Below are 25,453 nucleotides of genomic sequence, written 5' to 3'. Positions count from 1 at the left end.
GTCAGCCGCCGCCTCTCGGCCTGGTCGCCGCGGCCGACGGGGGCGCCGGAGCGTCGCCGGCCGGCACCTGGAGCATTGCATAGTTGATCGTGGTCTCGTTGCGCAGCACGGTGAGCACCACCATGTCGCCGGGCACGCGGGCGCGCAGGTAGCCCTCGAGGCCTGCCAGCGAGTGGACCGGCTGCCCGTCGACCGCGAGGATGACGTCGCCCGGCTCCAGGAGCGGGGACGTGAAGCTGCGGATATCCATGCTCGCGATCCTCGCGCCCTCCCCCGTGGTCGGCTGGATGGTGAGCAGCCAGGGCGCCGGGACGGAGGTGGCTGTCGGCGCGCGGCTCGACCGGTTGTCGCGTTTCTCTGGCCTTGCGGTGGCCGCCGGGCTCGCCGGCGCGCCGGCGCGTTGCTGCGTGTCCTCGGCGCGCTGCTGCGAGGCCTCGACGCGCTGCTGCGAGGCCTCGACGCGCGGGCAGTCGCCGCGGCACGCGCTGACCGCCAGCGGGACGAGCGGCGTGAGCACCCCTGAGAGGCGTCGAGCCCACCCGTACGCGCCGCGCGCACGGAGGGGCTGATCCCGCTGTTGACTGCCATGCATGGCCCCGGCGTCCTCCGCGCGTTCGCCACGCGTCCGCACGCGTGCTCACATCGCTCACGTCAGCTCATGTCGCTCACGTCGCTCACGTCGAGAGCTGCAAGATCCCAACCACCGATTCCCCGCCGCTGTCCGGGCTGTTGTTCGGCGCGCCGCGAAGACCGGGGCGAGGCGGGCGCGGAGAACGTTCTTCTCTCTCTCGCTGCGCCCTCGCGGTTCCGTCTCTCGCGAGCCCGAGCGGCGTCCTCGCGCCTTGGACTCACCGGAAAGCAGGGAGGGTGTCCGTCCCCCGGGCGCCGTGCTCACGGGCTGGCGGGCCGTGGCGCCGCGCCGAAGTGCGCGGGGAACACCCGCTCGAGGAACTCGTTGCGCAGGAGCCCGTCGGGATCGACGAGCCGCTTCAGGCGGACGAACTCCGGGAGCGCGTGCGCGTACATCGCCTGGAGGTGCTCCGCTGTCGCGTGGACGTTCTTCACCAGGTAGACGCGGCCGCCGAGCTCGAGCGCGCGCGCGCTGAGCTCGCTGAGGCGGAGGCCGATCCGGTGGGCGCTCTCTTCCTCCGAGGCCTCGAACGCGAGCGTCACCGCGAACCCATCGGTCCCGTGGTTCGCCGAGAGGAGGAACTGGTCGCCCTGGATGTGGAGCACGTCGAGGAGGAGCGGCGGTATGCCGTCTCGGGCAGCGATCTCATCCACCTTGCCCAGGAAGTCGACGAGCCGGCGCAGGCTGTCCTCCCGGGCGCCCGGGTCGTAGGGGATCATGAACGCTTGCTGCACCGTGAGCATGGGCATCCCGAAGGTCTGCGCGATGCGCTTCGCGCGGACGTTACCGTCCATGAAGAACAGGTAGCCCATGAGCTCATCGACGTACGGGCGTGAGACATCGAAGAGGAAGCGGTCGATGAGCGTCCAGAGGCCCCGGCTCACCACGGAGGCGCGCATCAGCCACTCGATCGGGACGCGGAGCGCGTGCCGGGGGCGATGGATCAGCAGCGGGCGGAGCTCGTGCGAGGTCCCCGGGACGTACTGCGACCGGAGGACCATGCCCCTGCTCCCCTCCAGGGTGTGGAAGGCGATAGAGAAGAGCGCCTCCGGGATCCACCCGTCCTCGTCCGCGGTGCCTCCTTCGGACTGCAGGAGCTGCTCCGCGCGTGGGAGGAGCGCCGTCGCGAGCTCCTCGAGCGAGGCGCAGCGCGTCGCCTGGGTGACGACCCGGATCGGCGTCCCTTCCGGGGCGACGCGCGCGATGCGGTAGGTGACATCGATCACCGCGCCGAGGTAGCCGAGCCCGCCGATCACCGCGTGGAACAGCGCGCTCGTCGCCTCATCGCGGCTGAGGGAGAGCAGCTGTCCGTCGAGGGAGAGGAGGGAGAGCCGCTCGACGTAGTGTCCCTCTTTGCTGGCGATGCCCGAGAAGCGCGAGAGGCAGTCCCCCGAGACCGTGCCTCCCGCGGTGGCGTGGCTCGTCGAGACGACCGTGTAGGGCACGAAGCCGCGGGCGGCGAGCGCGCGGGCGATGGCTCCCCAGGTCGCGCCGGCGCCCACGGTCATCCGCGCTCCTTGCGTGTCGATCTCGATGGATCGGAAGTGGTGCATCGAGATCACGATGTCGTCGTTCAGCGCCTGGCCATCGAACGACTGCCCTCCGGCGCGGAACGTGATCCTGCGCCCTGTCCGCCTCGCCATGCGGAACAGCACCCTCAGCTCCTCGACCGACGCCGGGAAGTACACGTCTCCGCACGATCGGTGCAGCCCGCTGTAGCCCTGGAGCGAGTAGAGCGGTCTCCGTCGGATCTCGTCGAGCCGTGGCGTAAGAATCTCGCCCGTCGTCCTGGCCCGATCGAGAGCAGCGCGCATCCCACCAGCTTCGCTCGAGGCGGCTCGGCGGGCCAAATTGGCCGCTGTTTTCGCGCGCCCCCGGGGAGGGGGCTCGTCGCGCGGGGCGGGGATGGGTAGGTGTCTGAGTGTCTCTAAAAGCCGCGGAGCTCGACGTGGATATTTCGCCGATGCGCCGACTGCTGGAAGCGCCGGATCAGCTCCGCGACGTCATGGTCGATGTACGACACCCCCTGGGCGTCCACGACCACGTGGGTGTCGCTCGGCAGCCGCTCGAGCAGCGCGACGAGGTTGCCCTGGGTGAAGAAGTACGCCGCCTTGTTGAACCGGATGGTCACGCGAGCCCCCTCGTGGATCACGTCGAAGACGCGGGACATATGGGTCCTCAGCACGAAGAGGACGCCGACCGCGAGGCCGATGGCGATGCCCTTCAGGAGATCGGTCAGCACGATGGCCACGATCGTCACCACGAACGGGATGAAGTGGTTCCAGCCGAGCTGGCGCATCTCGGCGAAGATCTTGGGCTTGGCCAGCTTGTAGCCGGTCGCGAGCAGGATCGTCGCGAGGCACGCGAGCGGGATGCGCGAGAGCAGCCCCGCGGCGAAGACCACCGCGAGCAGCAGGAGCGCGCCGTGCGCGAAGGCGGAGACCCGCGTCCGCGCGCCGGCGTTCGTGTTGGCGCTGCTGCGGACGATGACCGACGTGACCGGGAGACCGCCGGCGAACCCGGAGAGCATGTTGGCGAGGCCCTGCGCGACGAGCTCCCGGTTCGGCGGCGACTTGCGGTGCCACGGATCGATCCGATCCACGGCCTCCAGGTTGAGCAGCGTCTCGAGGCTGGCCACGATCGCGAGCGTCACGCCCAGCACCCACACCTCGGGCCGCAGGATCGCGGACCAGTCGGGGAGCTGGAGCGCGCTGACCAGGTCGCCCGTGGGCAGCGTCACGAGGTGCTTCTGCTCGAGGGCGAGCGACGGGATCGCCGTCTTGAACAGCTCGTTGCCGAGCGTCGCGACGACCACGGCGACGAGGGGCGCGGGGAGCCAGGAGATCTTCGCGAGGCGCGACTTCTCCCACCCGACCAGGATGGCGAGGCAGATGGCGCTGAGGAGGAACGCGCCCCACTCGATGGCCTGCGCCGCCTGGCCGAGCATCGTGAACGTGTTGCCGCCCTCGGCCTTGAACGACTCGGAGGCGAAGTTGTCCTTGTCGAAGCCGACGGCGTGGGGGAGCTGCTTCAGGATGAGCAGGACGCCGATGGCCGCGAGCATCCCCTTGATGACCGAGGAGGGGAAGAAATGGCTGATGGCGCCGGCCCTCAGCACGCCGAGCCCGAGCTGAAGGACGCCGCCGATCACCACGGCCATCGCGAAGGCCTGGAAGCTCTGCAGGCTGGTGATGCCCGCGAGCACGATGGCGGCGAGCCCCGCCGCCGGGCCGCTCACGCTGAGCTGAGCGCGGCTCACGAGCGGGATGACGAGCCCGCCCACGATGCCGGCCACGATGCCGGAGAGGAGCGGGGCCCCCGACGCGAGCGCGATGCCCAGGCAGAGCGGCAGGGCGACGAGGAAGACGACGAGGCCGGCGGGGATGTCGTACTTGAGGTTCGCGGTGAGGCGCGGGTCGAGCGGCGGCGCGCTCTCCGCGGGCGGCGATTCCCGGCTCGCACCCGGGCTCTCGGAACTAAGCGCCACGGCGCCGGCGGGATTCACCCCCGCGCCTGCATGGATAGGATTCGGAAGCTGCATCGGACTGGCCCTCTCGATTCGAGTTAAGACGTGGATCGGCGACGAACGGGCGCTCAGATGGCCCGCCGGTAGACCGTCGACTCCGGCAGCGCCGAGGGGGGCGCAGCGTCACCGATCGGCCCGAACTGGCCGGTCGAAGCCTCGAATTGAAAGACCTGTCCGGTCTCGATCTTGAAGACCCAGGCGTAGAGAGAGAGATCGCCGCGCGCGAGCCGCGCGCGGATCGTCGGGTGCGTCCGGAGGTTCTCGATCTGGGCGAGCACGTTCTCCTCCACCGTGATCGTCAGCCGATCCTCCCCCTCGATGTGCGGGTAGTTCTCCTGCACCAGGCGGCGCGTCAGCTCCGCGTGCTGGAGCCACCCTTTGACCGCCGGCAGCTCGTCGAGGCCCGCGGGATCGAGCAGCCCGCGCATCGCGCCGCAGTGCGTGTGGCCGCAGACGATGATGTGCTTGATCCCGAGGTGCGCGACCGCGAACTCGATCGCGGCGGACTCGCTGCCGTTGCTGGCGCCGTACGGCGGCACGATGTTGCCGACGTTGCGCACGATGAAGATGTCGCCCGGCTGGGTCTGCGTGATGAGGTTGGGGTTGATGCGGCTGTCCGAGCACGTGATGAACAGCGCCTCGGGCCGCTGACCCCTCGCCAAGTGGCGGAAGAGGTCCTGATGTGTACCGCACACCTCGGCATGGAACTTGTGCAACCCGTCCGCGAGCTTCTGCATGGAATAAACCCTCTCGTTGACCGCGCCCATCGGGCGCGGCGATCGTCATGAACACCTCCGGATTCCAGCGACTCCGAGCCGGACCGCGAGCGGCCTCAGCCACGGAGCTAGCCTGTCAGTTCAGGAAGCGTGGTGGAGGACGACGGAGGGGAGGGTGGGGGACGGGGGACGGGACGCGGACAGGCCGGAGATCGGCCACGAGAACGCCTCGCGGCCGCGCCGCGCCGGCGCGCGGCGCCGGTCGCGAGGCGACCGAACGATGGGCCCCGTCGCGGTGGGGCGGCTGCAAGGCCTCGAGGCCCCCCGCGTCGTTCTCGCTGGCCCCGGTACGAAACGATCCCGAAACGTCGGAGTTGCCGGCTTCGATGATGCTGATATTCGCCCGTCCCAGCGCAGCGGGGGCGAGGATCAGCATGAAGAGAAGCGCGATCCGAGGGAAAAATGACCGGAGAGCCAGCATCGTTCGAGGAGTGAGAGGCTGTCGGCCCCGGGAACCAGGGAAGCGCCCTGTCTATTCCCTAACCTGGCAGCGGTCTCGGTTCATCGCAAGACACAACGAGGTGCAGACGGTGTGTGGCAGAATGTCCCGATCTGGGACGGACGTCTCGCGCCTGAGCCAGCACGGCGCCACGTCCAAATACCCGTACCAGCGACAGAATTCAACCCGCAGCCAATGCCGTCACGATGGCGTCGCGAAGGCCGCACATCTCGTGCTCACCCGCATATTTATAACGAGGCCAGAAGAAGCCCTTGAGACCGTCCCTCCGACGGCGCGGGACCACGTGGATGTGCACGTGGGGGACGCTCTGACTGACGCGGTTGTTGATGGCGACGAAGAAGCCCTCAGCCGAGCATGCGGACTCGATGGCGCGTGCGAGGCGCTGCGCGGTCGCGAAGAGCGGACCGACGAGCGACGCCGGAACGTCGGTGAGCACCTCGTGATGGGCGCGCGGGATGAGCAGGCAGTGGCCGGGGAAGAGCGGGCGGTGATCCAGGAACGCCATGACCTCCGGCTCATCGAGCACGACGTGGGCCGGCGTTTCGCCCCGGGCGATGCTGCAGAACACGCAGGGGCGGGGCGGCATGGCGGGCCTCGCGCTCTTCGATGCCGCGCCACCTGCCTGGCGTCAATGCAGGGGGCGCGGGCAGCGGAGCGCGTCCGCGGTCACGCTGGGAGCGCGCGACCGTGGCCACACAGGGCGGGCGCAGCTGCGCAGGGGGCGCGCGATCAGTGGCTCGCAAGGATGTCGTCGATCGATCCGTAGGTGGCAGGCTCGCGCGTCCAGTAATCGAGGAGAAGGCCGCCGGCCGTCATCCACGCTCGGTCGAAGCGGCCGTCCTGCGACGCGACGCGCACGACGTGGTCGCCGCCGTGGAAGGCCCAGTGGCGGCCCGTGTGGTCGAAGTGGTCGATGAGCGCGCCCTGCCGCGTCTTGACGTGGAGCGCGTCGGAGGGATCGTCCCACGAGGTGTCGATGATGAGCTCGTAGACCTGCCAGATGTTGCCGGACGGGAGCACGCCCCAGTCCACCTGGACCCCGGAGTCGTTCGGGAGCCCGAAGACGAAGCAGCGGGGCATGCGCCGCGCCGCGTGCCAGAGATCGCCGTTGCGGCTCGGCTCGTGGTGGAGCGTGACCAGCGTGTCGCGCGCGAGGCCGAACGCGTCGTTGTCGCCGGGGCTGTCCCACACCCGGCGGAAGAGGTGCTGGCAGAGCTGGTCGGCCCCGGCGGAGAACCCGACGGTGAGCAGGCCCCGCTGACGGCGCTCGTGCAGGAGGCGCCCGAACTTGCCGGGCTCTCCGTCGAACATCGCGCCGAGCTGCTTGTAGCGCCAGAGCCCCGTCGTGCTGTAGCCGCCGCCGAGGATCACCACCTCGGACGACGCGAGGTAGTGCCAGAGGACGTCGACGTCCTCCCTGCGCAGGTCGCTGCTCCAGTAGAACGGCACGTGCTCGAGGCCGAAGCGCTCGTAGAACCGGAAGAACCAGCTGAAGTTGCCGTACGCGAACTCCTGCCGCTCGCGCTCGTTGCCGTCGCGGGGCGCCTCCGACATCGGCAGGAACAGGATGCGCTTGTTGTCCCGCCCCGAGAGCGCCCGCTGCGCGATGTAGTGGTCGTGGATGAAGTTGCAGCGGTTATGGGAGCTGTAGAGCAGCGCGGTTCCTCTCATGAGGGCGCGCATCTGAGCCGCTCGCCGCGCCGCGCGTCAAGGGGCCGCTCTCGGCGGGCGGGCTCGGCGCGCCGGCGGCGAGGCGCTGCGCTGGTCGGCCTCGGCCGCTCGTTGGTCGACCACGCACCGCGCACCGCGCACCGCGCGCTACGCGTCAGCCGCGCCGCATCTGCTGCATCTTGCGAGGGATGGCGCCCGAGCGCATCAGCATCTCGAACGCCTCCTTCTCGAGCATCGGGTGGACGCCGCGCGGCGGGACGCCCATGGGGCTCTTCTTCTTCGTGACGAAGCCGCTCAGGTACTGAGGGTTGAGCGCGCTCAGGCTCCGCAGCGTGGTCTTCATCTGCTTCGTGTTGTTCGCCCACGCATAGGCGAACGCGCGCGAGCGGAGCAGCTGCGGCTTGAGCTCGGCGAACGCCTCGTCGTTCGGATCGAAGGTCTCGAGCAGCTCGACCGCCTTCCCGGCCTGGCCGGTCCGCGCCCACGCCTCGCCGACGATGGCGGCCATCATGGCGCGGATCCTCGGCTCCTTGTGGCGGGTCATGTCGATCTTGTCGACGAGCGCCCGCGCCTCGTCCGTCTCGCTCAGGATGAGGTGGATCATGCCGCGCTGGGCGCGCGCCTCGTCGGCCATCGGGGCCATCACCTTGTCGAGGTTGATGGTCTCCAGCGTCCGGAGCGCGGCCCGCGGGTCCTCCTGCATCTGGAGCTGCGCCTTCGCGAACGTCGCGGCCGTGTCGTCCTTCTTGAAATCCGTGTCGAGCTTGGCGATCGCGTCCTTGCGGGCCTCGGCCGAGTCGGCGGTCTGCACGATCTTCGCGACGGCGCGCGTCCGGGTCGCGAAGCGCAGCGCCCACACGATGACGCCGCCCACGATGACCGTCAGGACGCCGGCGACCGCCTTCGGCCAGATCCCCGGGATGGCCAGGGCGATGGCCCAGACGATGAGCGCCGGGATGCCGACGCGGATGGCGAGCGAGCGCGGGTTCAGCTGGGAGAGCGGGTCGGCGGGGGGCTTTCCGCCGCTGCGGAGGGCGGCGATGGCCTGCTCGCGCTGCTGCTTGGGGCTCTGCTTCTTCGGGGTGGGTTTGCCGGGGGTCTTCATCGAGGTCGTGGAGCTGATTTCCTGCGCGGGGCGCGGGGTCTCATAGCCGGCTTGCGGGGGAGCGGCCAGCGGAGGCGGACGGACGAGCCGATCGGCCCCGGGAGGGGGCTCGGGCGGTGGAGGGCTAGCTCGCGGCCCTGTCGGGGTCGCTGCTGCGGGCGCTGGGCTCGCCTTCGGGCTCGGGGGCGGGGACGGGCGTGGAGGCCGGGCGGGCGGTCTCGAAGCCGCGCAGCGGCGGCAGCGGCTCGATCGCAGGGGCGATGATCGGGACGCCGCGCTGCGGCGGGATCGTGGCCGTCGGATCGGCGAGGCCCAGCGTCGACTCGCGGAAGTGGAGGAAGATCGTCTGCGCGAGCGAGAGGCAGGGCACCGCGAAGAGCGCGCCGGTGATCTGGAAGAAGTGCTCGCCGACGAGCAACGCGAGCACCACGAGGACCGGGTGGATCTTCGCCGCGTCGCCGATGATCTTCGGGTTCAGGAAGTTCGCCTCGAGCTGGTGGATGCCCACGATCCACGCGAGCACGCCGACCGCCGTGCCGAACGACTGCGTGAGGCCGATGAGGACCGCGGGGATCGAGCTCAGGATCGAGCCGAAGATCGGGATCAGCGACATCACCGCCGCGAGGACGGAGAGGATCGGCCAGTACTTGAGGTCGAAGAGCCAGAAGCCGATCGCGGAGAGGACGCCGTTGACGAGGCAGATGAGGAGCTGCCCGCGGACGACGCCGGAGAGCCCCCGGTCGAGCCGGCGCAGGAACCGATCGAACGAGTCGCGCGAGGTCGGGTGCCAGAGATCGCGGAAGAAGCGCAGGATCTTCTCGTGCGTCAGGATGATGTAGCCGGCGAGCATCAACGTCATGAAGAGGTTGAAGATGCCGCGCGAGATGGCCGTCGCGATGGCCTGCCCGATCCGGAGGACCGCGATCGAGTTCTCCTTCAGGTAGACGGCCGCCTTCTCGTAGCCCTCCTGGAGCATGTTCGCGCTGGAGAGCGCGTGCCTCGGGCGCGCCTGCGCGATCTGCCAGACGCCGTCGCGCGTCTCCCGGACCTCGACGTCATCGGCGATCTGCACGTCGAACGAGCCGTCCGGCCCGGGCAGGATGCGGATCGGCGGGCGCTCGACGCCCTCCTCTCCTCCAGGAGAGGCCTCGATGGAGCCAGGCGGCCGCGCGGGCTGATCGGGCTCCTGGGCGGGCGCGATCGCCGGCGGCGCCGCCGCGGGCTCGCGGCCCGACCAGCGGTTGAGCCGCGCGTCGAGCGCGGGCAGGTACTCCTCGCGCAGGCGCGCGGCGAGGCGCGGGGCCTCGGTGGTGAGCGCCTTCCCCTCGGCGATGAGGCGCGGGACGCTGAGGGCGAAGAAGCCCGCGATCCCGGAGAGCACGAGCGCGTAGACGACGAGGATCGCCGCCCACCGCGGGACGCGCGCGCGCTCGAGCCGGAGGACCGCCGGCGTGAGCACGTAGGCGACCACGAGCGCGAGCACGAACGGGAGCAGCACCGCGTGGGAGACGATGAGCAGCGCCGCCGTGAGGACGGCGCTGACCGTCAGGAACACGGTGCGCTGCGAGGGGCCTTCGCTCACAGCGCCTCGCCGCGCGCGGCCCGGCCGTGGGTGCCCTCGTCGACGAGCGACGCAGGGAGGTCGGCGAAGAAGCCGAGCAGGTGGTCCCGCGTCGCCTCGAGCGCCTGCGGGACGACGCGGACGTCGGCGAGCACCGGCATGAAGTTGGTGTCGCCTGGCCAGCGCGGGACGATGTGGACGTGCAGGTGCTCGGCGATGCCGGCGCCCGCCGCGGTGCCAAGGTTGATCCCGACGTTCATGCCCTCGCACTTGAGCGCGGCGCGCAGGCGGGTCGTCGACTCGCGCACGAGGCGGAAGAGGGCCTCGTGATCGGCCGGATCGAGCGCGTCGAGCGAGGCGACGTGCGCGTGCGGGACGATGAGGAGGTGGCCCGAGGCGAACGGGTAGCGGTTGAGCATGACGAACGCGCGGCGGGTCGTCGCCACGACCAGCCGGTCGCGCTGTTCTTGCTCGGATGCGCGGGGGATGCCGCAGAAGATGCAGTCGGCCTGGCCCTTCGGCGCAAGGATGTACTCGATGCGCCAGGGCGCCCACAGGGGGTTACCCATGTCGCGGAGACGCTAGCACGGCGGCAACGCGCGCGGGACCACCGCTCGCTCGTCGCCGCGCCGCCCTCGCATTCGCCTCGCAGCTGCCGCGCCTGCGCGCCGCAGCGCCGTCGATGCGGGCTCAGAAATGGATCGGCGTGGCGGCGAGATCGAACCAGAGCGAGAGGCCAAGCCCGGCGGAGGTGCCGAGCGCATCCCAGACGACGTCGCGGACCGAGGGGGTGCCGTGCCCGGCGGCGTCGAAGGCCTCCTTCGCCAGGCCAGCGCCGAGCGCGAGCGCGGCCCCCAGCGCGAGCCGCTGCCGGACGTCGTTCGTCGCGAGCGAACCGAGCGCGTACCCGCCGCCGGCAAGGGCCATTGACGCGCAGAAATGGCGCGCCTTGTCATCGCCGAACCACGGGTCGGCGGCTGCGGCGCGGGGGCCGTCGGCGCGGGCAGGGAGCGCGCTGAGCGCCAGGGCGGCGAGGACGGGCGCCCCGAGGGCGGAGCGCGCGAGGAGGCCTGTCATCGCGGCATCGTCCGCGGCCTCGCGGAAAAAGCAAGAGGCGAGGCCCTGGGGAGGGCCTCGCCTCTCGTCGACATCGGGTCCACACGGCGAGCCGGGGGCACCGGGGGCGCCCTCGGCCCGCCGCACCTGTGACGTGCGGCGGGTGAGCGCCTGGCGCGCGGCCGCCTCAGCGACGCCGCGCGCCGATCCGCGTCACTTCAGGTCCAGCTTGGCGCCGAACTTCTCCTTGATGAGATCACCGATCGTCCCGGCCACCGGCTTGTCGTCGTCGTCCTTGCGCTTCTGCTGCTGCTGCCGGACCGGGGCGGGGCGCTCCATGCCGATGTTCTTCATCGTCAGGAAGAGCCTGCGGTCGACCGTGTCGAGCGACGAGATCTCGGCCTTCACCTTGTCGCCGACCTTGAGCTTGCCTTCCTCGGGCTCCTGCACGTCGCCCTGGGAGATCAGGCCCTCGACGCCCTCGCGCAGCCGCACGAACACGCCGTAGTCGACGATGCTCACCACCTGGGCGTCGTCGAGGACGCGGCCGGGCGGGTACTCCGTCAGCATGCTCGGCCACGGGTCGTCCCAGAGCTGCTTGATGCCGAGGGAGACCTTCTTCTCGTCGTGGTTGATCGAGAGGATGATCGCCTCGACGTCATCGCCCTTGTGGTAGAGGTCGCTCGGGTTGTTGACGCGCACCGACCACGAGAGATCGCTCTTGTGGACCATGCCGTCGACGCCCTCCTCGATCCCGACGAAGACGCCGTAGTCGGTGAGCGACCGGACCTTGCCCGCGATCTTGTCGCCGGGGTGGTACTTGTCCGTGAACAGCATCCACGGATCGGGCTCCAGCTGCTTGAGACCGAGGCTGATGCGCTTCGCGCGCGCGTCCACCTCGAGCACCTGGCACTCGAGCTCCTGGCCCACCTCGAGCAGCTTCGACGGGTGCTTGACCTTCTTGGTCCAGCTCATCTCGCTGACGTGGATGAGGCCCTCGACGCCCGGCTCCAGCTCGACGAACGCGCCGTAGTCGGTGATCGACATGACCTTGCCGCGGACCTTCTTGCCCGCCGGATACGCCTCCTCGGCGTGGTTCCAGGGGTCCTCCTGGGTCTGCTTGAGGCCCAGGGAGACGCGCTCGGTGTCGGCGTTGTACTTGAGGACCTTCACGAGGACCTCGTCGCCGACCTGGAACACCTCGCTCGGGTGGTTCACGCGGCCCCACGACATGTCCGTGATGTGCAGGAGGCCATCGATCCCGCCGAGGTCGACGAACGCGCCGTACTCGGTGATGTTCTTGATGGTCCCCTTGACGGTCATCCCTTCCGTCAACGTCTCGAGCGTCTTGGCCTTCATCTCGTCGCGCTCGCGCTCCAGGAGCACGCGCCGCGAGAGCACGATGTTGCCGCGCTTCTTGTTGAACTTGATGACCTTGAACTTGTAGGTCTGGCCGATCAGCTTGTCCAAGTTGCGGATCGGGCGGAGATCGACCTGAGAGCCCGGGAGGAAGGCCTTCACGCCGCCGCGGATGGTGACCGAGAGGCCGCCCTTCACGCGCTGGCTGATGGTGCCCTCGATGAGCTCGTCCGCCTCGCAGGCGTTCGAGATCTCATCCCAGACCTTCATCTTGTCGGCCTTCTCCTTCGACAAGGTCACGAGGCCGTCGTCGTTCTCGCGGCTCTCGATGTAGACGTCGACCTTGTCGCCCGCCTTGACGGCGCTCTGGCCCGCGGCGTCCGCGAACTCGCGGAGCGCGATCACGCCCTCGCTCTTGCCGCCGATGTCGACCACGACGGAGTCGCGGTTCACTGCGACCACGGTGCCGGAGATGATCTCTCCTTCACGCGCGAAATCGCCCCCCTCCACGCTCTGTTCGAAGAGCGCGGCAAAGCTCTCCATGCTCGCCCCGGACGAGCCAGCCTCCATATGGATGTTACTAGTCATGTTGTTCGTTCTTGTTTCCTTTCCTTCCCTGGGATTCGCCGCGCGGGCGCAGGCGTGGACCCTAGGTGCCACGCACGAGCGGCGGAGGGGCAGGCACACGCGTACCGATGCACCCGGGCCCCTCGGGAGAGGCGAGCCTGTAGTCTGAGGAGGGGCCTCTGTCAATGCAACGACCGAGCCACTGGAGGTTTTTGTAGGTCCGGTCCGTTTTGCTGGGAAGGATGTGCCCGCCCGCCCAAAGCAGCGCGATCTCAGGGCGCGGCGCCCGGCGCGCGCTCTTCGACGTCGCGCGCGTTGAGCGCGTCGCGCGCGGCTCGGGCGCGGTGTGCGAGCTCTGCGCAGGCGCGATCGAGGCCCTCGTGGGGCCACTTCGTCCGGATCTCGACGCGCTCTCCCTGCGCGAGGGCCTGGGCTCCCTCGAGCGCGGCGCGTGCGCCGGCGATGTCGGGGAGCAGCGCGAGCGCGAGCTTGAGGCTGCCGAGGAACGCCTGGGTGTCCGGGGCGAGCGCCGCGGCGGCCTCACCCGCAGCGGGCGCGAGGCGCATCGAGAGCTCGGGCTCCGCGCCGAGGGCGAGGGCGCCCGAGGCGTGGTCGATGCGGCGGAACAGCGCTCCGGCCCGCGGCAGCACGCCGGAGACCGCGGTGGCGGCGCCGGACCACGCGGCGCTGGTGAGCGCGAAGGTGACGGCGCCCTGCTCGGGCAGATCGAGGCGCCGCCACTCGTCTGCGTCGGGCGACGCGGGCAGCGCGGCCTTCACGATCTCGATGTCCGTGCCGAGGACGAGCGTGCCGTCGTCGGCCTGGCCGAGCACGGCGCGCGGCCCGACGAGCAGGAGCTCGCCCTCGCGGCGGACGCCGGTCCAGCCCTCGTCGCGGGCGACCTTCTCCATGCCGGCGACGAAGCGGCCCTTCGGGATGCGCCCGCCCGCGAGCGCGACCCAGCTCGCGGCGTCGGTCGACGCGACGACGATCTCGCGCAGATCCGACGGGAGATCGAGGCCGGTGGCCGCCTCGATGCGCGCCTTGCGCGACGCGGTCTGGGGCGCGTCGTCGAGCAGCGGGAGGAAGTGCTGGCGCACGGGGCCGAAGAGCGCGAGGTCGGCGGTCTCGAGGCGGACCACGATGTTCGCGTCGCCAGGGATGTGCTGCCGGGCCGTCGGCACATAGCGCCAGAACAAGAAGTAGACGCCGAGCGCCGCGCCGGCGAGCAGCGCGGCGAGCGCGATCGCTGCCACGAGGCACGCGGCCCCGCGGGGGAGGCCCGGGCGCTGCGGGGCGGCTTCGCCGGGCGGCGCAGGGCGCGCGTCCGCGGGGGCGGGGTCGCCCTCGGGCGCCGGCGCGGGCGCGGCGAGGTCGTCGGTCACGGTCGGTCGGATCGGTTCTTCGATCAGGGTGTCAGGCATCGACTAGTTCCGCCCGCCGGAGGTCGGGCCAGCGATCTGGGGAGAGATTTCAACGCAAAGGCGCCAAGACGCAAAGACGCAAAAAAGAACAGATTTTATGCAGGTTTGCGCCTTTGCGCCTTTGCGCCTTTGCGCCTTTGCGTCTTTGCGTTGAAATCTTTCTCCCCTCGCGACACCCGAGGCACTAGCCCGGGGAGCGCCCGGACAGCAGGGCGAGCACGAGGGGCGCGGGGAAGAGCCAGCGGAGCCGCACGGTGCTCTCCACCTGCTCGATCGAGAGCTCCTTCATGAGATCTGCGTAACGTACATCCTCGACGTTGTCGCGGAACACCTCGAGGAACCGGCGGGCGCGCGCCGCGCCGGCCGCGTCGACGCCGACGAGCTCCACGTCGAGGCGCACCCCTTCGTCGTGGAGGGACGCCACGCCGCGGACCCGCGCGACGCCCGCGACGAGCGCGCCGATCGACGGGAAGCGCCGCGCGAGGTAGGGGGGGAGCCGGCGCGCGCGCAGGTCGAGGCTCACGAGCCCCTCGGCGGCCGGGTCGCCGCGGCGCGCGTCGGGGCCGTCACGGAGGAGGCGCGCGACGCTGCTCACCTCGACCGCCGACACGAGCGCGACCGCGCGATCGCCGAGCGCGATGATCCGCGCCGTGTCGGCGCGCGATCCCGCGACGCCGCCGCGGCGGTCGAAGACGGCGACGCCGTCCTGCGCCGCCGGCGCCGGCTCCCAGCGGCCGGGATCGGGCGTGAGCCCGGCCATCCGGCCCTCGAGGACGACCACGCGATCGCCCTCCTCGAGATCGGCGAGCCGCAGGCCGAGCCAGACGACGTCGGCGCGCTGGAGGGCGCTCTCCAGCGCCTCGTCGGGCACCTCGTCGAGCGCGCGCCGGGCGAGCTCGTCCGAGGCCGCCTGGCCCAGCCCGTCGCGCATGCGGGCGACGTCGACGCGCACGACGAGATCGAGATCGGCCGGGAGCAGATCGGCCGGCTCGATGCGCCGGACGACGCGCGGGCCGGCCGGGCTCGCCGCGTCGCGCGCGGGGGGGCCGCCGCCCGCGTCCCCGCAGGCCGGGAGCCCGAGCGCCATCAGGGCGGCGGCGGCGGCAGCGACGGCGGCGGCGCGGACCTCAGCCGCCGCGCGCACGGATCTCCACGAGGGTCGCCATCTCGTCGATGATCTCCTGCGGGCTCCTGTGCCCGGAGTCGACGAGGATCGCGTCGTCGGCCTTGCGGAGCGGCGCGACGGCGCGCTCGCTGTCGGCCTTGTCGCGGCGGAGCACGTCGGAGAGCGTCGCCTCGAAGCTGACGGGCATGCCGCGCGCGACGAGCTCGTCGTACCGCCGCTTCGCGCGGATCTCGGCCGGCGCCGTCAGGAAGAACTTCACCTCGGCGTCCGGGAACACCACGGTGCCGATGTCGCGCCCCTCGAGCACCACGCCGCCGCCCGCGCCGGCCTGCCGCTGCATCGCGAGCAGCGCCTGGCGCACGGCGGGGATGGCCGAGACCCGGCTCGCGCCGAGGCTGATCTCGGGCGCGCGGATCGCGCTGGAGACGTCCTCGCCGTCGAGCAGCACGCGCATGCCGCTGCCGCCAAGGCCCGACTGGACCGGGGCGTTCGCGGGCGGGGGGGCGGAGGAGTCGGGCGGCATGCCGTGCGGGCTCCGCTCCAGCGCGATGCGCCCGCCGCGCGCGAGATCCTCGGCGAGCGCGCCGATCTCGCCCTCCTCTTCCCACGTGAGGCTCGCGCGGCGGGCCGCGAGCGCGACGGCGCGGTAGATCGCGCCGGTGTCGACGAGCAGGTAGCCGAGCCGCTCGGCGAGCCCACGCGCGACCGTGCCCTTGCCGGCGCCGGCCGGTCCGTCGATCGCGACGCGCAGCCGCCGGGGCTCGCCCCGGGCCGGGAGGTGGTGCGCGTCGTCCTGTCGTTGTCGTTCGGTCACCTGCGCTCCTCCTCCTCTCTCGCTCACCATCGCGCGCTCACGCGGCGCGGGCGCCCTCGACCTCGATGCGCGCGCCCAGGGCGCGCAGCGTCCCGACGAAGAGGGGAAAGCTGGTCGCGATGCAGCCCGCGTCGCGGACGCGCGTGGGCCCGCCGGCGGCGAGCCCGAGCACGGCGGCCGTCATCGCGATGCGGTGATCGCCGCGGCTGTCGACGTCGGCCGCGTCGAGCGGCCGGTCGGGCCTGCCCTCGACGAGGAGCCCGTCGGTGCGCTCCTCGCAGCGCAGGCCGAAGGCGCCGAGCACGGACGCCATGGCCGCGATGCGGTCGGTCTCCTGCGCGCGCAGCTCCCGCGCGTCGAACACCTCGGTGAGGCCGCGCGCCCGCGCGCCGAGGCCGAGCAGGATCGGCAGCTCGTCGATGGCGCGCGACGCGAGCTCGCCGCCCGCGCGCCCGGCGCGGAGGCCGGCGCCGGAGGAGGCGGGCGCGACGTGGATGTCGCCGGTGGGCTCGCCGAGGGCCTCTCCCTTGATCTCGACGGCGACGCCGCCATCCATGTCGCGCAGCACCTCGAGCAGCCCGGTGCGCGTCGGGTTGAGGCCCACGCGCCGCGCGGTCACGCGGCTCCCCGGCACGATCTGCGCGGCGGCGACGAGGAACGCGGCCGCGGAGAGGTCGCCGGGCACGTCGAGCTCGAACGCCGGGAGCGCGCCGGAGAAGCGGGCCGCGTCGAGGCAGACCATCGCGCCGACCGAGTCGATCGGCACGCCGAGCGCGGTGAGCATGCGCTCGGTGTGATCGCGCGAGACGATCGGCTCGCGCACGAACGTGGGGCCGTCGGCGTAGAGGCCGGAGAGGAGGAGGGCGCTCTTCACCTGGTCGCACGGGACGGGGATCTCGTGCTCGATCGACGAGAGCACGTGCGGCTCGGGGAGCGGCCCGACGTCGAGCGGCGCCGTGATCTCGCCGATCTTGCGCGGATCGAGCTGCCCCTCGATGCGCCCGCCGCGGAGCCGGAGCGGCTTCGCGACGCGCTCCATGGGGCGGCGCGAGAGCGACGGGTCGCCGACGAGCCGCGCGGCGAAGCGCTGGGCGACGAGGATGCCCGCGAGGAGGCGCATCGTGGTGCCGGAGTTGCCGCAGTCGATGGGGCCGTCGGGGGCGCGGAGGCCGGAGAGCCCGGCGCCGTGGACGACGAGGTCGCCCGGCGACGGCTCCTCGACGCGGACGCCCATGGCGCGCAGCGCGCCCACGGTCGAGAGGACGTCGCCGCCGAGCGTCCCGCCCCGGATGCGGCTCTGCCCGGTGGCGAGCGCGGCGAGGAGGAGCGCTCGGTGGGCGATGCTCTTGTCCGCAGGGACCGGCACGCTCCCGATGAGCGGCCGCTCCGCCGGGTGGACGATGAGGTCGGGCACGGGTTGCCGTGTAGCAGAACGGCGGGCGCAGGCACAGCGGGCGAGGCGCCGAGGGCGCAGCGCGCGGGTGGGACCGCGCGGCGCCTCGATGTTAGGGTCGCCGCGTCGCGGTGGGGATCGACAGGAGGCGGAGGCGGCATGGACGAGGCAGTGGACGTGGCGGCGCGCGTGGCGGCTCGGCTCGGCGCGATCCCGGGCGTTGTGGCGGTCGTGCTGGGCGGATCGCGCGCTCGCGGCGCGGGCCACCCGGACTCGGACGTCGATCTGGGCATCTATTACGAGCCCGAGAGCCCGCCCGACCTCGCGGCGCTGCGCGCGCTCGCGCGGGAGCTCTGCGCCGGTGGGGCCGAGGGCGACGTGGCGCCGCTCGCGCGGGAGCTCCACGGGAGCGCCGCCGAGGACGTCGTCACGCCGCCGGGCGCCTGGGGACCGTGGATCAACGGGGGCGCGTGGCTGGAGATCGAGGGGCACCGGGTCGACTGGCTCTACCGGGATCTCGCGCGCGTGCGGCGCGTGATCGGGGAGTGCCGGGCGGGGCAGGTGACGTGCGACTACCAGCCCGGTCACCCGCACGGCTTCCTCAGCGCCAACTACCTGGCCGACATCCACGACTGCCGGCCGCTCTACGATCCGGAGGGCGCGCTGGCCCCGCTGAAGGCGCTCGTGACGCCCTATCCGCCGGCCCTGCGGAGGGCGCTCCTCGAGAGGTTCCTGTGGGAGGCCGGCTTCGCCATCGACACCGCGAAGAAGGCCGGGCGGCGCGGCGACGTGTTCTACGTGAGCGGCTGCCTGTTCCGCGCCGCGGCCTGCCTGGTGCAGGCGCTGTTCGCGCTGAACGAGCGCTACCTCTCGAACGAGAAGGGAGCCCTGCCGAGGACGCGGGCGCTCTCTCGGTGTCCTCAGGGCTTCGCCGACAGGGTGGAGGCGGCGCTCGCCGCGCCCGGCGAGGGCGCGGACGCGCTGCTCGCGAGCCTCGGGCGCATGGAGGCGATCGCGCGCGAGGTGCGCGAGCTGTGCCGAGGGGACGGGCCGAGCTGCTAGCATCCGGCGCGACGATCGCGGAGGGCGCCGCGGGGGCGGGCCCGGCGGCGCATCGCGGGCGGCGCATCGAGCGAGGACGAGGAGCCATGGAGTCGATCAAGCTGGAGCACGGTCCGTCGGAGGAGCAGCTGGCGAAGCTCGGGGCGCGCGGCTGGCCCATCTGGACGAAGGAGGTGTCGACCTTCTCGTGGCACTACGACGAGCGGGAGATCTGCTACCTGCTCGAGGGCGACGTGATCGTGACGCCCGCGGAGGGAAGCGGCGCGCCGGTGCGGATCCAGGCGGGGGATCTGGTGACGTTCCCCGCGGGGCTGAGCTGCACCTGGGAGGTGCGCTCGCCGGTGCGGAAGCACTACCGGTTCGGCTGAGCGGCGGTTTCGCGGCGCCGGGGCGCCACGCGAGCGCCTGCTGCAGGCACGGCCGAGGGGCCGGGGATGGGCTGCGGGCGGTGAGCGCAAGAGCGCTAGGCTCCGGTGCCGTCGCGGGAATCGTCGTTGTTGGCGCCGGCGGGGGCGGCGCCATGTCGTTGGCCGGCGCCGGCTCGCGCCGCGCGCCGCGCGCCCGGCAGCGCGTCTGCGACCGCGCTGGTCGGCTCGGACAGACCCGCGGGGGCGAGCGAAGGGCCTGAGGTGGTTACCATCGCCCGGTCGTGAAATCGCGATAGGGCATGAGAATTTCTGGTCGCGATCTGCAATGCACACAAATCGCGATAGGGCATGAGAATTTCTGGCCGTGATCTGTAATGCACGCGCACGCGGAAATTCGGTCCATTGAGGATTCAAAGCGCAAGGAGATCCATGGTAGTCAACCTCTGCGCGAGGCATAGATGCCGCCCGGCCGAGGCTGGGCGGGAAGAGTGATGCTGTGCCGGACTAGGCCAGCGCGGCATCCAGGCCCCCGCGTTGGGCCGAGGTGAACCTTGCTGCGTTCTGCGCTGGTCGTCTGTTGGTCGCATGTGGCCGCCGTAGCGATGTTCCTCCTCGGGCTCCAGCCGGCGTTTGCCGCGTCGCCGCCCCCACGGTCGCCGCGCGTGACAGCTTTGATCAAGGAGGCAGAGGCCGCCTTGGAGCGACTCGACATCGCGCGCGCTCGCGACCTGTGGGCGCAGATCTACGACATCGAGCGCTCTACGGTGGGGATCTGCCAGCTCGGGCAGCTCGACCGCCGACTCGGGCGCTGGGTGGACGCCGTGGTGGAGCTCACGCGGTGTGTGCAGGAGATGCGTCCGCCGGTCACGCCTACGGAGCGGCGGCTCTACGAGACGCGGCACGCGGACCTGGCGGCTGCGCGGCTCGAGGTGGCGCAGCTCCACGTGTTCGCGCCCGCCGGGGCGGCGCCCGTGCTCGTGGACGGGCGCCTCGTGGACGAGAGCGGTCAGATCTACGTGGCGCCTGGGCAGCATGAGATCACGGCGATGTTGTCGGATGGCCGCAAGGTACGCTCCACGGTGCACGTCACCGCGAGAGAATCGCGCGTTGTCCTCCTGAGCGCCGAACCCGCGAGCGTGCGCTCGGTCGCTCCGTTGAAGGTGACGCCGGCAAGCGCGCTCGCAGGACCAGCAGGTCCCCCAGCGCCGTGGCTTCTTTATACGGGCTCCGCTACGTCTGGCGCGCTCTTGGTGTCTGGGATCGTGCTGCACATCGTGGCATCGACTGAGAACAGCGCTCTGAGGGCCGAGATGTGCAGGCTCGAGTGGGAGGAGAACAGCGAGACGCGAAGCGCGATGCGCGCTATCGATGTAGAGCAGCACCTCAGCACGGCAGCCCTCGTCGCTGGTAGCGTGTTGGGGGCCGCGACGCTGGCGATCGCGGTGCTGCCGAGAGGTGCTCAGGTCCGCGCAAGCGCGGGCGGCGCGGAGGTGCGGTTCTCGTGGTAGAGCCTGGTACCGTCTGGGAAGGGCACCGGATCCTCAGCGAGGTTCACAACGGCATGGTCCGCACGTTCCTCGCCCAACAGGTAGGCGGTGAGGGCGCCGCCGTCTGGCTGCACCTGCGCGAGGGCCAGACCATCGACCGGACGGCCTTCGCTGCGGAGCTCCAGCGCTTGCAGGAAGTCGGACGAGCGGTCCCGCAGGTGGAGCCTGTGCTCTACGGAGATGCGGCCGGCGTCTCTGCCTGGGTCGCGTGCAAGCGAAGTCATGGGATCAGCATCAGAGATGCCACGCGCGGTGCCGATCTCGGATCCACCGCGCTGCACATGGTGATCGAGATTGCCCTGACGATCCAGCGGTGTCACGCGCTGGGCTGGTGCCATGGGGCGTTTGGTCCAGACCGCGTGTTCATCACGTCGAATCGGGATTACAGCATCAGCCAGTTCGGCCTCGTCCGGCTGTTCCGGATCGAGCCGCACGAGGCCGCGCTGGAGCCGCTCGTGGCGCCTCCTGAGCTTCTTCGCGGCGACCGGGTGGGGCCCCGGGCTGACGTCTACGGCCTCGGGACCCTGCTGTACGAGCTCGTCTGTCGTCGCCCGCTCGACGTCGGCCACTCAGGTGTGCTGGGGGCACAACGGGATAAGCCTGCGATCCCCATCGACATTCCGCGCGCCGTGGCTGCCGCCATCGAGATGGCTTTGGAAGAGGAGCCGCGTCGTAGGTACAGGAACGTCGACCACTTCATCACGGTGCTCGAGGGCCTCGCGGAGGCATGGCCCACGCTGGACCGGGCACCGTGCCGGAGCGAAGAGCACGCCCCCGTCACCGGCGCGGCGCCGTCGACCTTACGCAGCTCCCATCTGGAGAGTCCGTGTGCGCCGGCGCCCGTGATAGAAGCGTCGGGCACCCGGCCGTCCGAGAAGAGGCCGCTGGCGGCGCCATCGAATGAGGATGAGCTTCTGCTGTTGCAGGTCCCTCCGCTTGACGTGCCATCGCCGACGGCGCCCGCATCGAAGGAGCCCGTCCTGCCGCCGCTCTCCCTCGGCCGAGAGCCTGGGCGAGAGCTCATGATGGCCGGGAGCGGCCCTGGCGGTACGCCGCCCCGGAAGCTCGCGAGCCGCGTCGCCGTTTCGCTTGCTGCGACGGCCGCGCTATGCGCAGGCGCTCTCTGGCTTGCGCGCCCGACTACGATGGCGCTCCGCGCGGAGAAGCTTGAGACGGTGCTGGTGGAGCGGGCGTCGCCGCTGCGTGAGCAGCAGCGTTTACCGTCGCCGGAAGGTGCGGCGAGGGCCGCCCCGACGGAAGCGGATAGCCGCCCGCGTGTTGCGCTCTCGCAGCGAGCAGGCGCGACGGTGAAGGCCGAACGGCGCCGGCCGTACTGCGAGGGCGGCGATTTCAGCTGTGGTCCTGCGTTGTATTAGGAGGGCTTCTGTCGATGCGATGCGTTCTTCTGTTCATCGCCGTGAGCGCTGGGGTAGGTTGCGCCCCAGATCGCGACTGCCCCGGCCGAGGTCCCCGCGAGGGATACCCTGCCGTGTGGCTCTGGAAGGGTACGCAGAGCGAGGCGCACGACTGCGCGGAAGATACGGATGTCCTCTGGGACGGATGGCAGAAAGATACCTCTACCGCGCCGGAGTCGCCGACGTTCGCACGTGCTTGTGCCGGCGTTGTTCGAAGCGATATTCCGGAGGGCTATACCCTCTGTGTGATCCCCAGCCTGGTGGACGACGTCTGCTGGGAGGGGTACGAGGACAGAACAACGTATGTTGAAGAGGATGGAGAAGAACACGAGATGTGCTGCACCCCCAGGGGGGCGCCGCCGACGGTGACCGCTCAAAGCTACGACGGATGCACGACATGAGCGACGGGGGCGCAGGTGTCCTCAAGCGGGCTTGCCGGCTCCTGTTCTGGGGTGCCGTCAGCGCCTCGAGCAGCGGGTGTATCCCCGATCCCGAGGTTGCGGGGAAGGTCACCGTCTCGCGGGGCGGCGAAGCGCTGGTGATCGACACCGGGGGCAACGGCACGAGGGCCGTGGATGCAAGCGACGATGTTTCAGGGTGGTGCATCGTGCGCGATCAAGGTGAGCTGAGCGTGGCGGTCGCGAAGGATGGCGAGTCGCTTTCCTTCTTTGACGTGATGGACGAGGCCGGCTCGCCTCACACATCCGCGAAGATCGACGGAGAACTGTACCAGGGGGCTTGCGAGATCATCATCGAGGGTCTGCAAGATGACCCGTACGAGGCTGACGTGTCGGCGGGGCCGTGCGACCTGATCCGGCTCTTCGACGGCGCAAAGGCGCGCCTGGAGACGGCGGTCTTTCACGTCTCGGACTGCAGCGGAGCGGATTAGGCGGACGGGCTCTCCCGGGGCTATCACGCCCTCTCCGGCGGACCGTCGTCGGCCTGCGCCTTGGCTCGAGCGGCGCGGACCGCTGCGCGCCAGTGCGCCTGGTCCGGGTCGCTGTTCCACGGCGGGGCTTCCCGGTAGAGCGTGTCCCAGTACTCGCGCGCCCGCCGCCTCGGCCGTCTCGCCCTCGCCGTCGGGCGCGTCATCGACGCGGTCCGCGAAGGCACGCCAGGGTTCCGAGGCGTGGTGGTTCAGATTCGGCCACGGCCGGCCGGGTGCCCTGTCGAAGACCTTACCGCTGCTCTGGAGATAGCTCTCGTAGGCGCTCTGTGCGATGGCATTGCGCCGGCGGCGGTTGACATGCCACGCGCAGCAATCGCGAACCGCTTGAGCCCACTCGCGGTCCTCCTCCGGCACGTCGTCCCGCCATGCGCTCGCATAGAGATCGCGCAGCTCCTGCTGGCGTGTCAGCCACCCCTGTCGATCGCCGGGTACTGGCGGAGCCTGGAGGGCCTGGTCGCGCTCGGCACGGAGGGCTCGCTCGCGGAGAGCGAGCCTAAAACCCCGCTGGAAGGCGCGGAGCATCCCGGGCCGGTGCTGTTCGGCCGTGTCGTCGGAAGAAAGGATCCGCCAGAGGTAGGTACGGTGGAGGCGCGAGGCTGCCCCGGCCGCGGCCTGTTCGCTGTTGCTGGCAGGCGCTTCCTCGAACGCGTCAACGAAGGCGATGAACGCGCGCTCGACGGCGGCGAGCAGCATCGGCCATGGCGGGGTGAACGCCCGGGGAATGTGCCCATGGCTGCCCCGGAGAGCGCTCTCGCTGGGCCCCGGCTCTATGCCGTTCGGTCCCGGATCGTCGACCCACTTCCTGAAGCTCTCGCGGTGGGCCCGCCGCCCATGCGCGGTCCCTCTCCGGCAGATCGTCGTTCCACACTTCGGCGCACAGCTCGGCCAGATCCTCGAAGCGCGACTTCCATTCTTCGGGATCCTTGGTCGAGAACAGCGCGTGTCCGATGGCCGCCTCGCGCACGACGCGAGGCACGAGGGACTTCGTTTCCCCCATCGAAAGATTCATCAGTACCTCCGGGTTGACCGCCGGTGGGGTCGGTGGGCTCTCCGCCCATCGGGGTCATACCTACCAGAAGATTCGACCAGCCGCTGCTGGCTCCACGCTGACACCAGACCACGTGAGCGTGCTAATGAAGCGGACACCGCACGTCGCCACGAGCGCCACATGCTGCGTCGATAGATAGGCAGCGCCGGCCTCCATGGCCGGGAAGAATCCAAAATACCGCAGGCACAACCCCCATGCGTTGCACACAGGGATGCGCCCGAAGTCGAGCCGCGCGGCGAGCTCGAACGACAGGGGCGCACGGAACGGCATGCTCCGGACGGCCGCCGTGGGGCCGGTCAGCACGCCGAGCCAGCGCGCGTCGCCGCCCAGACCGAAGAGGCCCACGTCGGCGCCGATGCCGATGTCCACGGCGTTGCGGACGGGCCATCGGCGCAAGCCGGTGACCGACGGCATGATGCCGCCCGTTGCGCGCGTGGCACGCGACCCCAACACGACGTAGGTCGCCTTGACGTCGATCTCCCAGCGCGGCGGCGCGCCCTCTTCCGCCCGCGCGACCGCTGGCAGGAGCGACAGCGCGACGAGCCCGGCGCGCGACCCCGTCCGAGCGCTACCTGCCCATCGCCGGCGGACCATCGTCGGCCTGCGCCTTCCTTCTAGCGGCGCGGACCGCTGCGAGCCAGTGCGCCCGGTCGGGGTCGCTGTCCCATGGCGGGGCCTCCTGGTAGAGCGTGTCCCAGTATTCCCATACGGCCGCCTCGGCCGTCGCCTGCTCGCTCTCGCCTTCGGGCGCCTCCTCGACGCGGTCCACGAACGAACGCCATGGTTCCGCGGCGAGGTGGTACAGGCTCGGCCACGGCCGAGCAGGCTCCCCACCGAAGCGTCCATCGCTGCTCTGTAGATAGCCTTCGTAGGCGCTTTGCGCGAGGGCGTTTCGCCGGGCACTGTTGACCGACATCGTGCACGCGTTGCGGAACTCTGCGGCCCAGATGCGGTCCTCCTCCGGCACATCGTCTCGCCATGCGGTCGCATACAGCGTGCGCAGTTCCTCGTCGCGCGCCGTAAGCTCCTCTCGATTCGCCGGAAACGGCAGCGCCTTGATTGCGCGCTCGCGCGCGGCGCTCGGTCCGGGGAACTCAGGATATCCGGGTCCCCCCCAGTAACGGGGTGACGTCAGCATCGGCGGGATGGGCTGCGTCAACGTCCTCGGTTTTCCGCGGCGGCCGATCCGAAATCCCCTACGAAAGGCGCGGAGCGCCTCGGCCCGGATCTCCACGGCCGTATCGTCGGACGTCAGCGTTCGCCAGAAATAGGTCCCGTGGAGGCGAGACGTGGGGTCAATCGGAGCGAGCTCGCTTGTGTCCCCGTGCTCTTCCTTGAAGGCCTCGAGCATAAAATGGAATGCGCTCTGGACGGCTTCCAGCAGCATCGGCCAAGGTGGAGCCGGCTGTCCGTCGAAGCGTCCGTGGCGGCCCGGGAGAGCGCCTGCGTTTCTTTGGCCGACGCCTAGGGGGCGCGAATCGTCAATCCACCGCCTGAACTTCTTGCGGTGCCGCTCTGCCCATGTGCGGTCCTCCTCCAGCAAGTCGTCTCGCCACGCTTCGGCGCAATGCCTGCCTAGATTCTCGAGGTCCCAG

General features: G+C 70.9%; 23 protein-coding genes. 5 read left to right on the top strand and 18 right to left on the bottom strand.

Annotated elements, in window-relative coordinates:
* Position 1 precedes the first annotated feature (1 nt).
* From WME97_RS36535 to aroA, 15 genes are all read right to left on the bottom strand, one after another.
* The gene (locus tag WME97_RS36535) at positions 2–592 is read right to left on the bottom strand and encodes a PDZ domain-containing protein (protein WP_437544646.1); all 591 of its coding nucleotides are present in this window, start codon (positions 590–592) and stop codon (positions 2–4) included.
* 299 nt (positions 593–891) lie between these two features.
* Positions 892–2,445, bottom strand: coding sequence for an FAD-binding oxidoreductase (locus tag WME97_RS36530; RefSeq protein WP_437544644.1), 1,554 nt, complete (start codon positions 2,443–2,445; stop codon positions 892–894).
* A 113-nt stretch (positions 2,446–2,558) separates the two neighbouring features.
* Positions 2,559–4,118: a SulP family inorganic anion transporter gene (locus WME97_RS36525; RefSeq protein WP_437544642.1), complete on the bottom strand. Its 1,560-nt coding sequence runs from the start codon at positions 4,116–4,118 to the stop codon at positions 2,559–2,561.
* A gap of 107 nt (positions 4,119–4,225) precedes the next feature.
* Positions 4,226–4,894 carry a carbonic anhydrase gene (locus WME97_RS36520; protein ID WP_437544640.1) on the bottom strand — a complete coding sequence of 223 codons (669 nt, stop codon included), beginning with the start codon at positions 4,892–4,894 and terminating at the stop codon, positions 4,226–4,228.
* 659 nt (positions 4,895–5,553) lie between these two features.
* The gene (locus WME97_RS36515) at positions 5,554–5,979 is read right to left on the bottom strand and encodes an HIT family protein (protein WP_437544638.1); all 426 of its coding nucleotides are present in this window, start codon (positions 5,977–5,979) and stop codon (positions 5,554–5,556) included.
* Positions 5,980–6,122: 143 nt separating this feature from the next.
* Positions 6,123–7,064 (bottom strand): hypothetical protein, encoded by a 942-nt coding sequence (locus WME97_RS36510; RefSeq protein WP_437544636.1) that lies wholly within the window; start codon positions 7,062–7,064, stop codon positions 6,123–6,125.
* Positions 7,065–7,218: 154 nt separating this feature from the next.
* Positions 7,219–8,169, bottom strand: a complete 951-nt coding sequence (locus WME97_RS36505) for a hypothetical protein (protein ID WP_437544634.1) — start codon at positions 8,167–8,169, stop codon at positions 7,219–7,221.
* 124 nt (positions 8,170–8,293) lie between these two features.
* The gene (locus tag WME97_RS36500; protein WP_437544633.1) at positions 8,294–9,751 is read right to left on the bottom strand and encodes an AI-2E family transporter; all 1,458 of its coding nucleotides are present in this window, start codon (positions 9,749–9,751) and stop codon (positions 8,294–8,296) included.
* Complete coding sequence (locus tag WME97_RS36495) at positions 9,748–10,299, bottom strand: HIT family protein (RefSeq protein ID WP_437544631.1); 552 nt, start codon at positions 10,297–10,299, stop codon at positions 9,748–9,750. Before WME97_RS36495 ends, WME97_RS36500 begins: the two co-directional genes overlap by 4 nt.
* A gap of 121 nt (positions 10,300–10,420) precedes the next feature.
* Positions 10,421–10,807, bottom strand: coding sequence for a hypothetical protein (locus WME97_RS36490; RefSeq protein ID WP_437544629.1), 387 nt, complete (start codon positions 10,805–10,807; stop codon positions 10,421–10,423).
* A gap of 192 nt (positions 10,808–10,999) precedes the next feature.
* On the bottom strand, positions 11,000–12,805 hold the full coding sequence (locus WME97_RS36485; RefSeq protein WP_437544627.1) for a 30S ribosomal protein S1: 1,806 nt from the start codon (positions 12,803–12,805) through the stop codon (positions 11,000–11,002).
* A 179-nt stretch (positions 12,806–12,984) separates the two neighbouring features.
* Positions 12,985–14,136: a hypothetical protein gene (locus WME97_RS36480; RefSeq protein WP_437544625.1), complete on the bottom strand. Its 1,152-nt coding sequence runs from the start codon at positions 14,134–14,136 to the stop codon at positions 12,985–12,987.
* A 184-nt stretch (positions 14,137–14,320) separates the two neighbouring features.
* Positions 14,321–15,280 carry a hypothetical protein gene (locus WME97_RS36475; protein WP_437544623.1) on the bottom strand — a complete coding sequence of 320 codons (960 nt, stop codon included), beginning with the start codon at positions 15,278–15,280 and terminating at the stop codon, positions 14,321–14,323.
* Complete coding sequence (cmk, locus tag WME97_RS36470; protein WP_437544621.1) at positions 15,264–16,076, bottom strand: (d)CMP kinase; 813 nt, start codon at positions 16,074–16,076, stop codon at positions 15,264–15,266. Before cmk ends, WME97_RS36475 begins: the two co-directional genes overlap by 17 nt.
* Positions 16,077–16,113: 37 nt before the next feature.
* Positions 16,114–17,490, bottom strand: coding sequence for a 3-phosphoshikimate 1-carboxyvinyltransferase (gene aroA / locus WME97_RS36465; RefSeq protein WP_437544619.1), 1,377 nt, complete (start codon positions 17,488–17,490; stop codon positions 16,114–16,116).
* 138 nt (positions 17,491–17,628) lie between these two features.
* Here aroA and WME97_RS36460 point away from each other — a divergent pair, with 138 nt between their 5' ends.
* From WME97_RS36460 to WME97_RS36440, 5 genes are all read left to right on the top strand, one after another.
* Positions 17,629–18,531, top strand: a complete 903-nt coding sequence (locus tag WME97_RS36460; protein ID WP_437544617.1) for a nucleotidyltransferase domain-containing protein — start codon at positions 17,629–17,631, stop codon at positions 18,529–18,531.
* 86 nt (positions 18,532–18,617) lie between these two features.
* Complete coding sequence (locus tag WME97_RS36455) at positions 18,618–18,899, top strand: cupin domain-containing protein (RefSeq protein WP_437544616.1); 282 nt, start codon at positions 18,618–18,620, stop codon at positions 18,897–18,899.
* A gap of 695 nt (positions 18,900–19,594) precedes the next feature.
* A complete protein-coding gene (locus tag WME97_RS36450) occupies positions 19,595–20,407 on the top strand; it encodes a hypothetical protein (RefSeq protein WP_437544614.1) in 813 nt (270 codons plus the stop codon).
* Positions 20,408–20,460: 53 nt separating this feature from the next.
* Complete coding sequence (locus WME97_RS36445; RefSeq protein WP_437544612.1) at positions 20,461–21,822, top strand: protein kinase domain-containing protein; 1,362 nt, start codon at positions 20,461–20,463, stop codon at positions 21,820–21,822.
* Positions 21,823–22,258: 436 nt separating this feature from the next.
* A complete protein-coding gene (locus WME97_RS36440) occupies positions 22,259–22,750 on the top strand; it encodes a hypothetical protein (protein WP_437544610.1) in 492 nt (163 codons plus the stop codon).
* Between the two features lie 23 nt (positions 22,751–22,773).
* Here WME97_RS36440 and WME97_RS36435 read toward each other — a convergent pair whose 3' ends face one another.
* The 3 genes from WME97_RS36435 to WME97_RS36425 form a co-directional block, all read right to left on the bottom strand.
* A complete protein-coding gene (locus WME97_RS36435) occupies positions 22,774–22,953 on the bottom strand; it encodes a hypothetical protein (RefSeq protein ID WP_437544608.1) in 180 nt (59 codons plus the stop codon).
* Positions 22,954–23,879: 926 nt separating this feature from the next.
* On the bottom strand, positions 23,880–24,452 hold the full coding sequence (locus WME97_RS36430) for a hypothetical protein (RefSeq protein ID WP_437544606.1): 573 nt from the start codon (positions 24,450–24,452) through the stop codon (positions 23,880–23,882).
* Positions 24,427–25,245, bottom strand: a complete 819-nt coding sequence (locus tag WME97_RS36425; protein ID WP_437544604.1) for a hypothetical protein — start codon at positions 25,243–25,245, stop codon at positions 24,427–24,429. Before WME97_RS36425 ends, WME97_RS36430 begins: the two co-directional genes overlap by 26 nt.
* Positions 25,246–25,453: the final 208 nt, after the last annotated feature.

It is taken from the genome of Sorangium sp. So ce367, assembly GCF_051520455.1.
Lineage (GTDB): Bacteria > Myxococcota_A > Polyangia > Polyangiales > Polyangiaceae > Sorangium > Sorangium cellulosum_B.
Note: the sequence above shows the minus strand (reverse complement) of the source record. Positions and strands in the feature narration are given on the sequence as shown.

What these genes read in the sequence shown, in the direction of transcription:
- WME97_RS36535 (WP_437544646.1), bottom strand. Translation starts at nt 592, where the DNA reads ATGCATGGCAGTCAACAGCGGGATCAGCCCCTCCGTGCGCGCGGCGCG.
- WME97_RS36530 (WP_437544644.1), bottom strand. Translation starts at nt 2,445, where the DNA reads ATGCGCGCTGCTCTCGATCGGGCCAGGACGACGGGCGAGATTCTTACG.
- WME97_RS36520 (WP_437544640.1), bottom strand. Translation starts at nt 4,894, where the DNA reads ATGCAGAAGCTCGCGGACGGGTTGCACAAGTTCCATGCCGAGGTGTGC.
- WME97_RS36515 (WP_437544638.1), bottom strand. Translation starts at nt 5,979, where the DNA reads ATGCCGCCCCGCCCCTGCGTGTTCTGCAGCATCGCCCGGGGCGAAACG.
- WME97_RS36510 (WP_437544636.1), bottom strand. Translation starts at nt 7,064, where the DNA reads ATGAGAGGAACCGCGCTGCTCTACAGCTCCCATAACCGCTGCAACTTC.
- WME97_RS36505 (WP_437544634.1), bottom strand. Translation starts at nt 8,169, where the DNA reads ATGAAGACCCCCGGCAAACCCACCCCGAAGAAGCAGAGCCCCAAGCAG.
- WME97_RS36495 (WP_437544631.1), bottom strand. Translation starts at nt 10,299, where the DNA reads ATGGGTAACCCCCTGTGGGCGCCCTGGCGCATCGAGTACATCCTTGCG.
- WME97_RS36490 (WP_437544629.1), bottom strand. Translation starts at nt 10,807, where the DNA reads ATGACAGGCCTCCTCGCGCGCTCCGCCCTCGGGGCGCCCGTCCTCGCC.
- WME97_RS36480 (WP_437544625.1), bottom strand. Translation starts at nt 14,136, where the DNA reads ATGCCTGACACCCTGATCGAAGAACCGATCCGACCGACCGTGACCGAC.
- WME97_RS36460 (WP_437544617.1), top strand. Translation starts at nt 17,629, where the DNA reads ATGGACGAGGCAGTGGACGTGGCGGCGCGCGTGGCGGCTCGGCTCGGC.
- WME97_RS36455 (WP_437544616.1), top strand. Translation starts at nt 18,618, where the DNA reads ATGGAGTCGATCAAGCTGGAGCACGGTCCGTCGGAGGAGCAGCTGGCG.
- WME97_RS36445 (WP_437544612.1), top strand. Translation starts at nt 20,461, where the DNA reads ATGGTCCGCACGTTCCTCGCCCAACAGGTAGGCGGTGAGGGCGCCGCC.
- WME97_RS36440 (WP_437544610.1), top strand. Translation starts at nt 22,259, where the DNA reads ATGAGCGACGGGGGCGCAGGTGTCCTCAAGCGGGCTTGCCGGCTCCTG.
- WME97_RS36435 (WP_437544608.1), bottom strand. Translation starts at nt 22,953, where the DNA reads ATGACGCGCCCGACGGCGAGGGCGAGACGGCCGAGGCGGCGGGCGCGC.
- WME97_RS36430 (WP_437544606.1), bottom strand. Translation starts at nt 24,452, where the DNA reads ATGGTCCGCCGGCGATGGGCAGGTAGCGCTCGGACGGGGTCGCGCGCC.
- WME97_RS36425 (WP_437544604.1), bottom strand. Translation starts at nt 25,245, where the DNA reads ATGCTGCTGGAAGCCGTCCAGAGCGCATTCCATTTTATGCTCGAGGCC.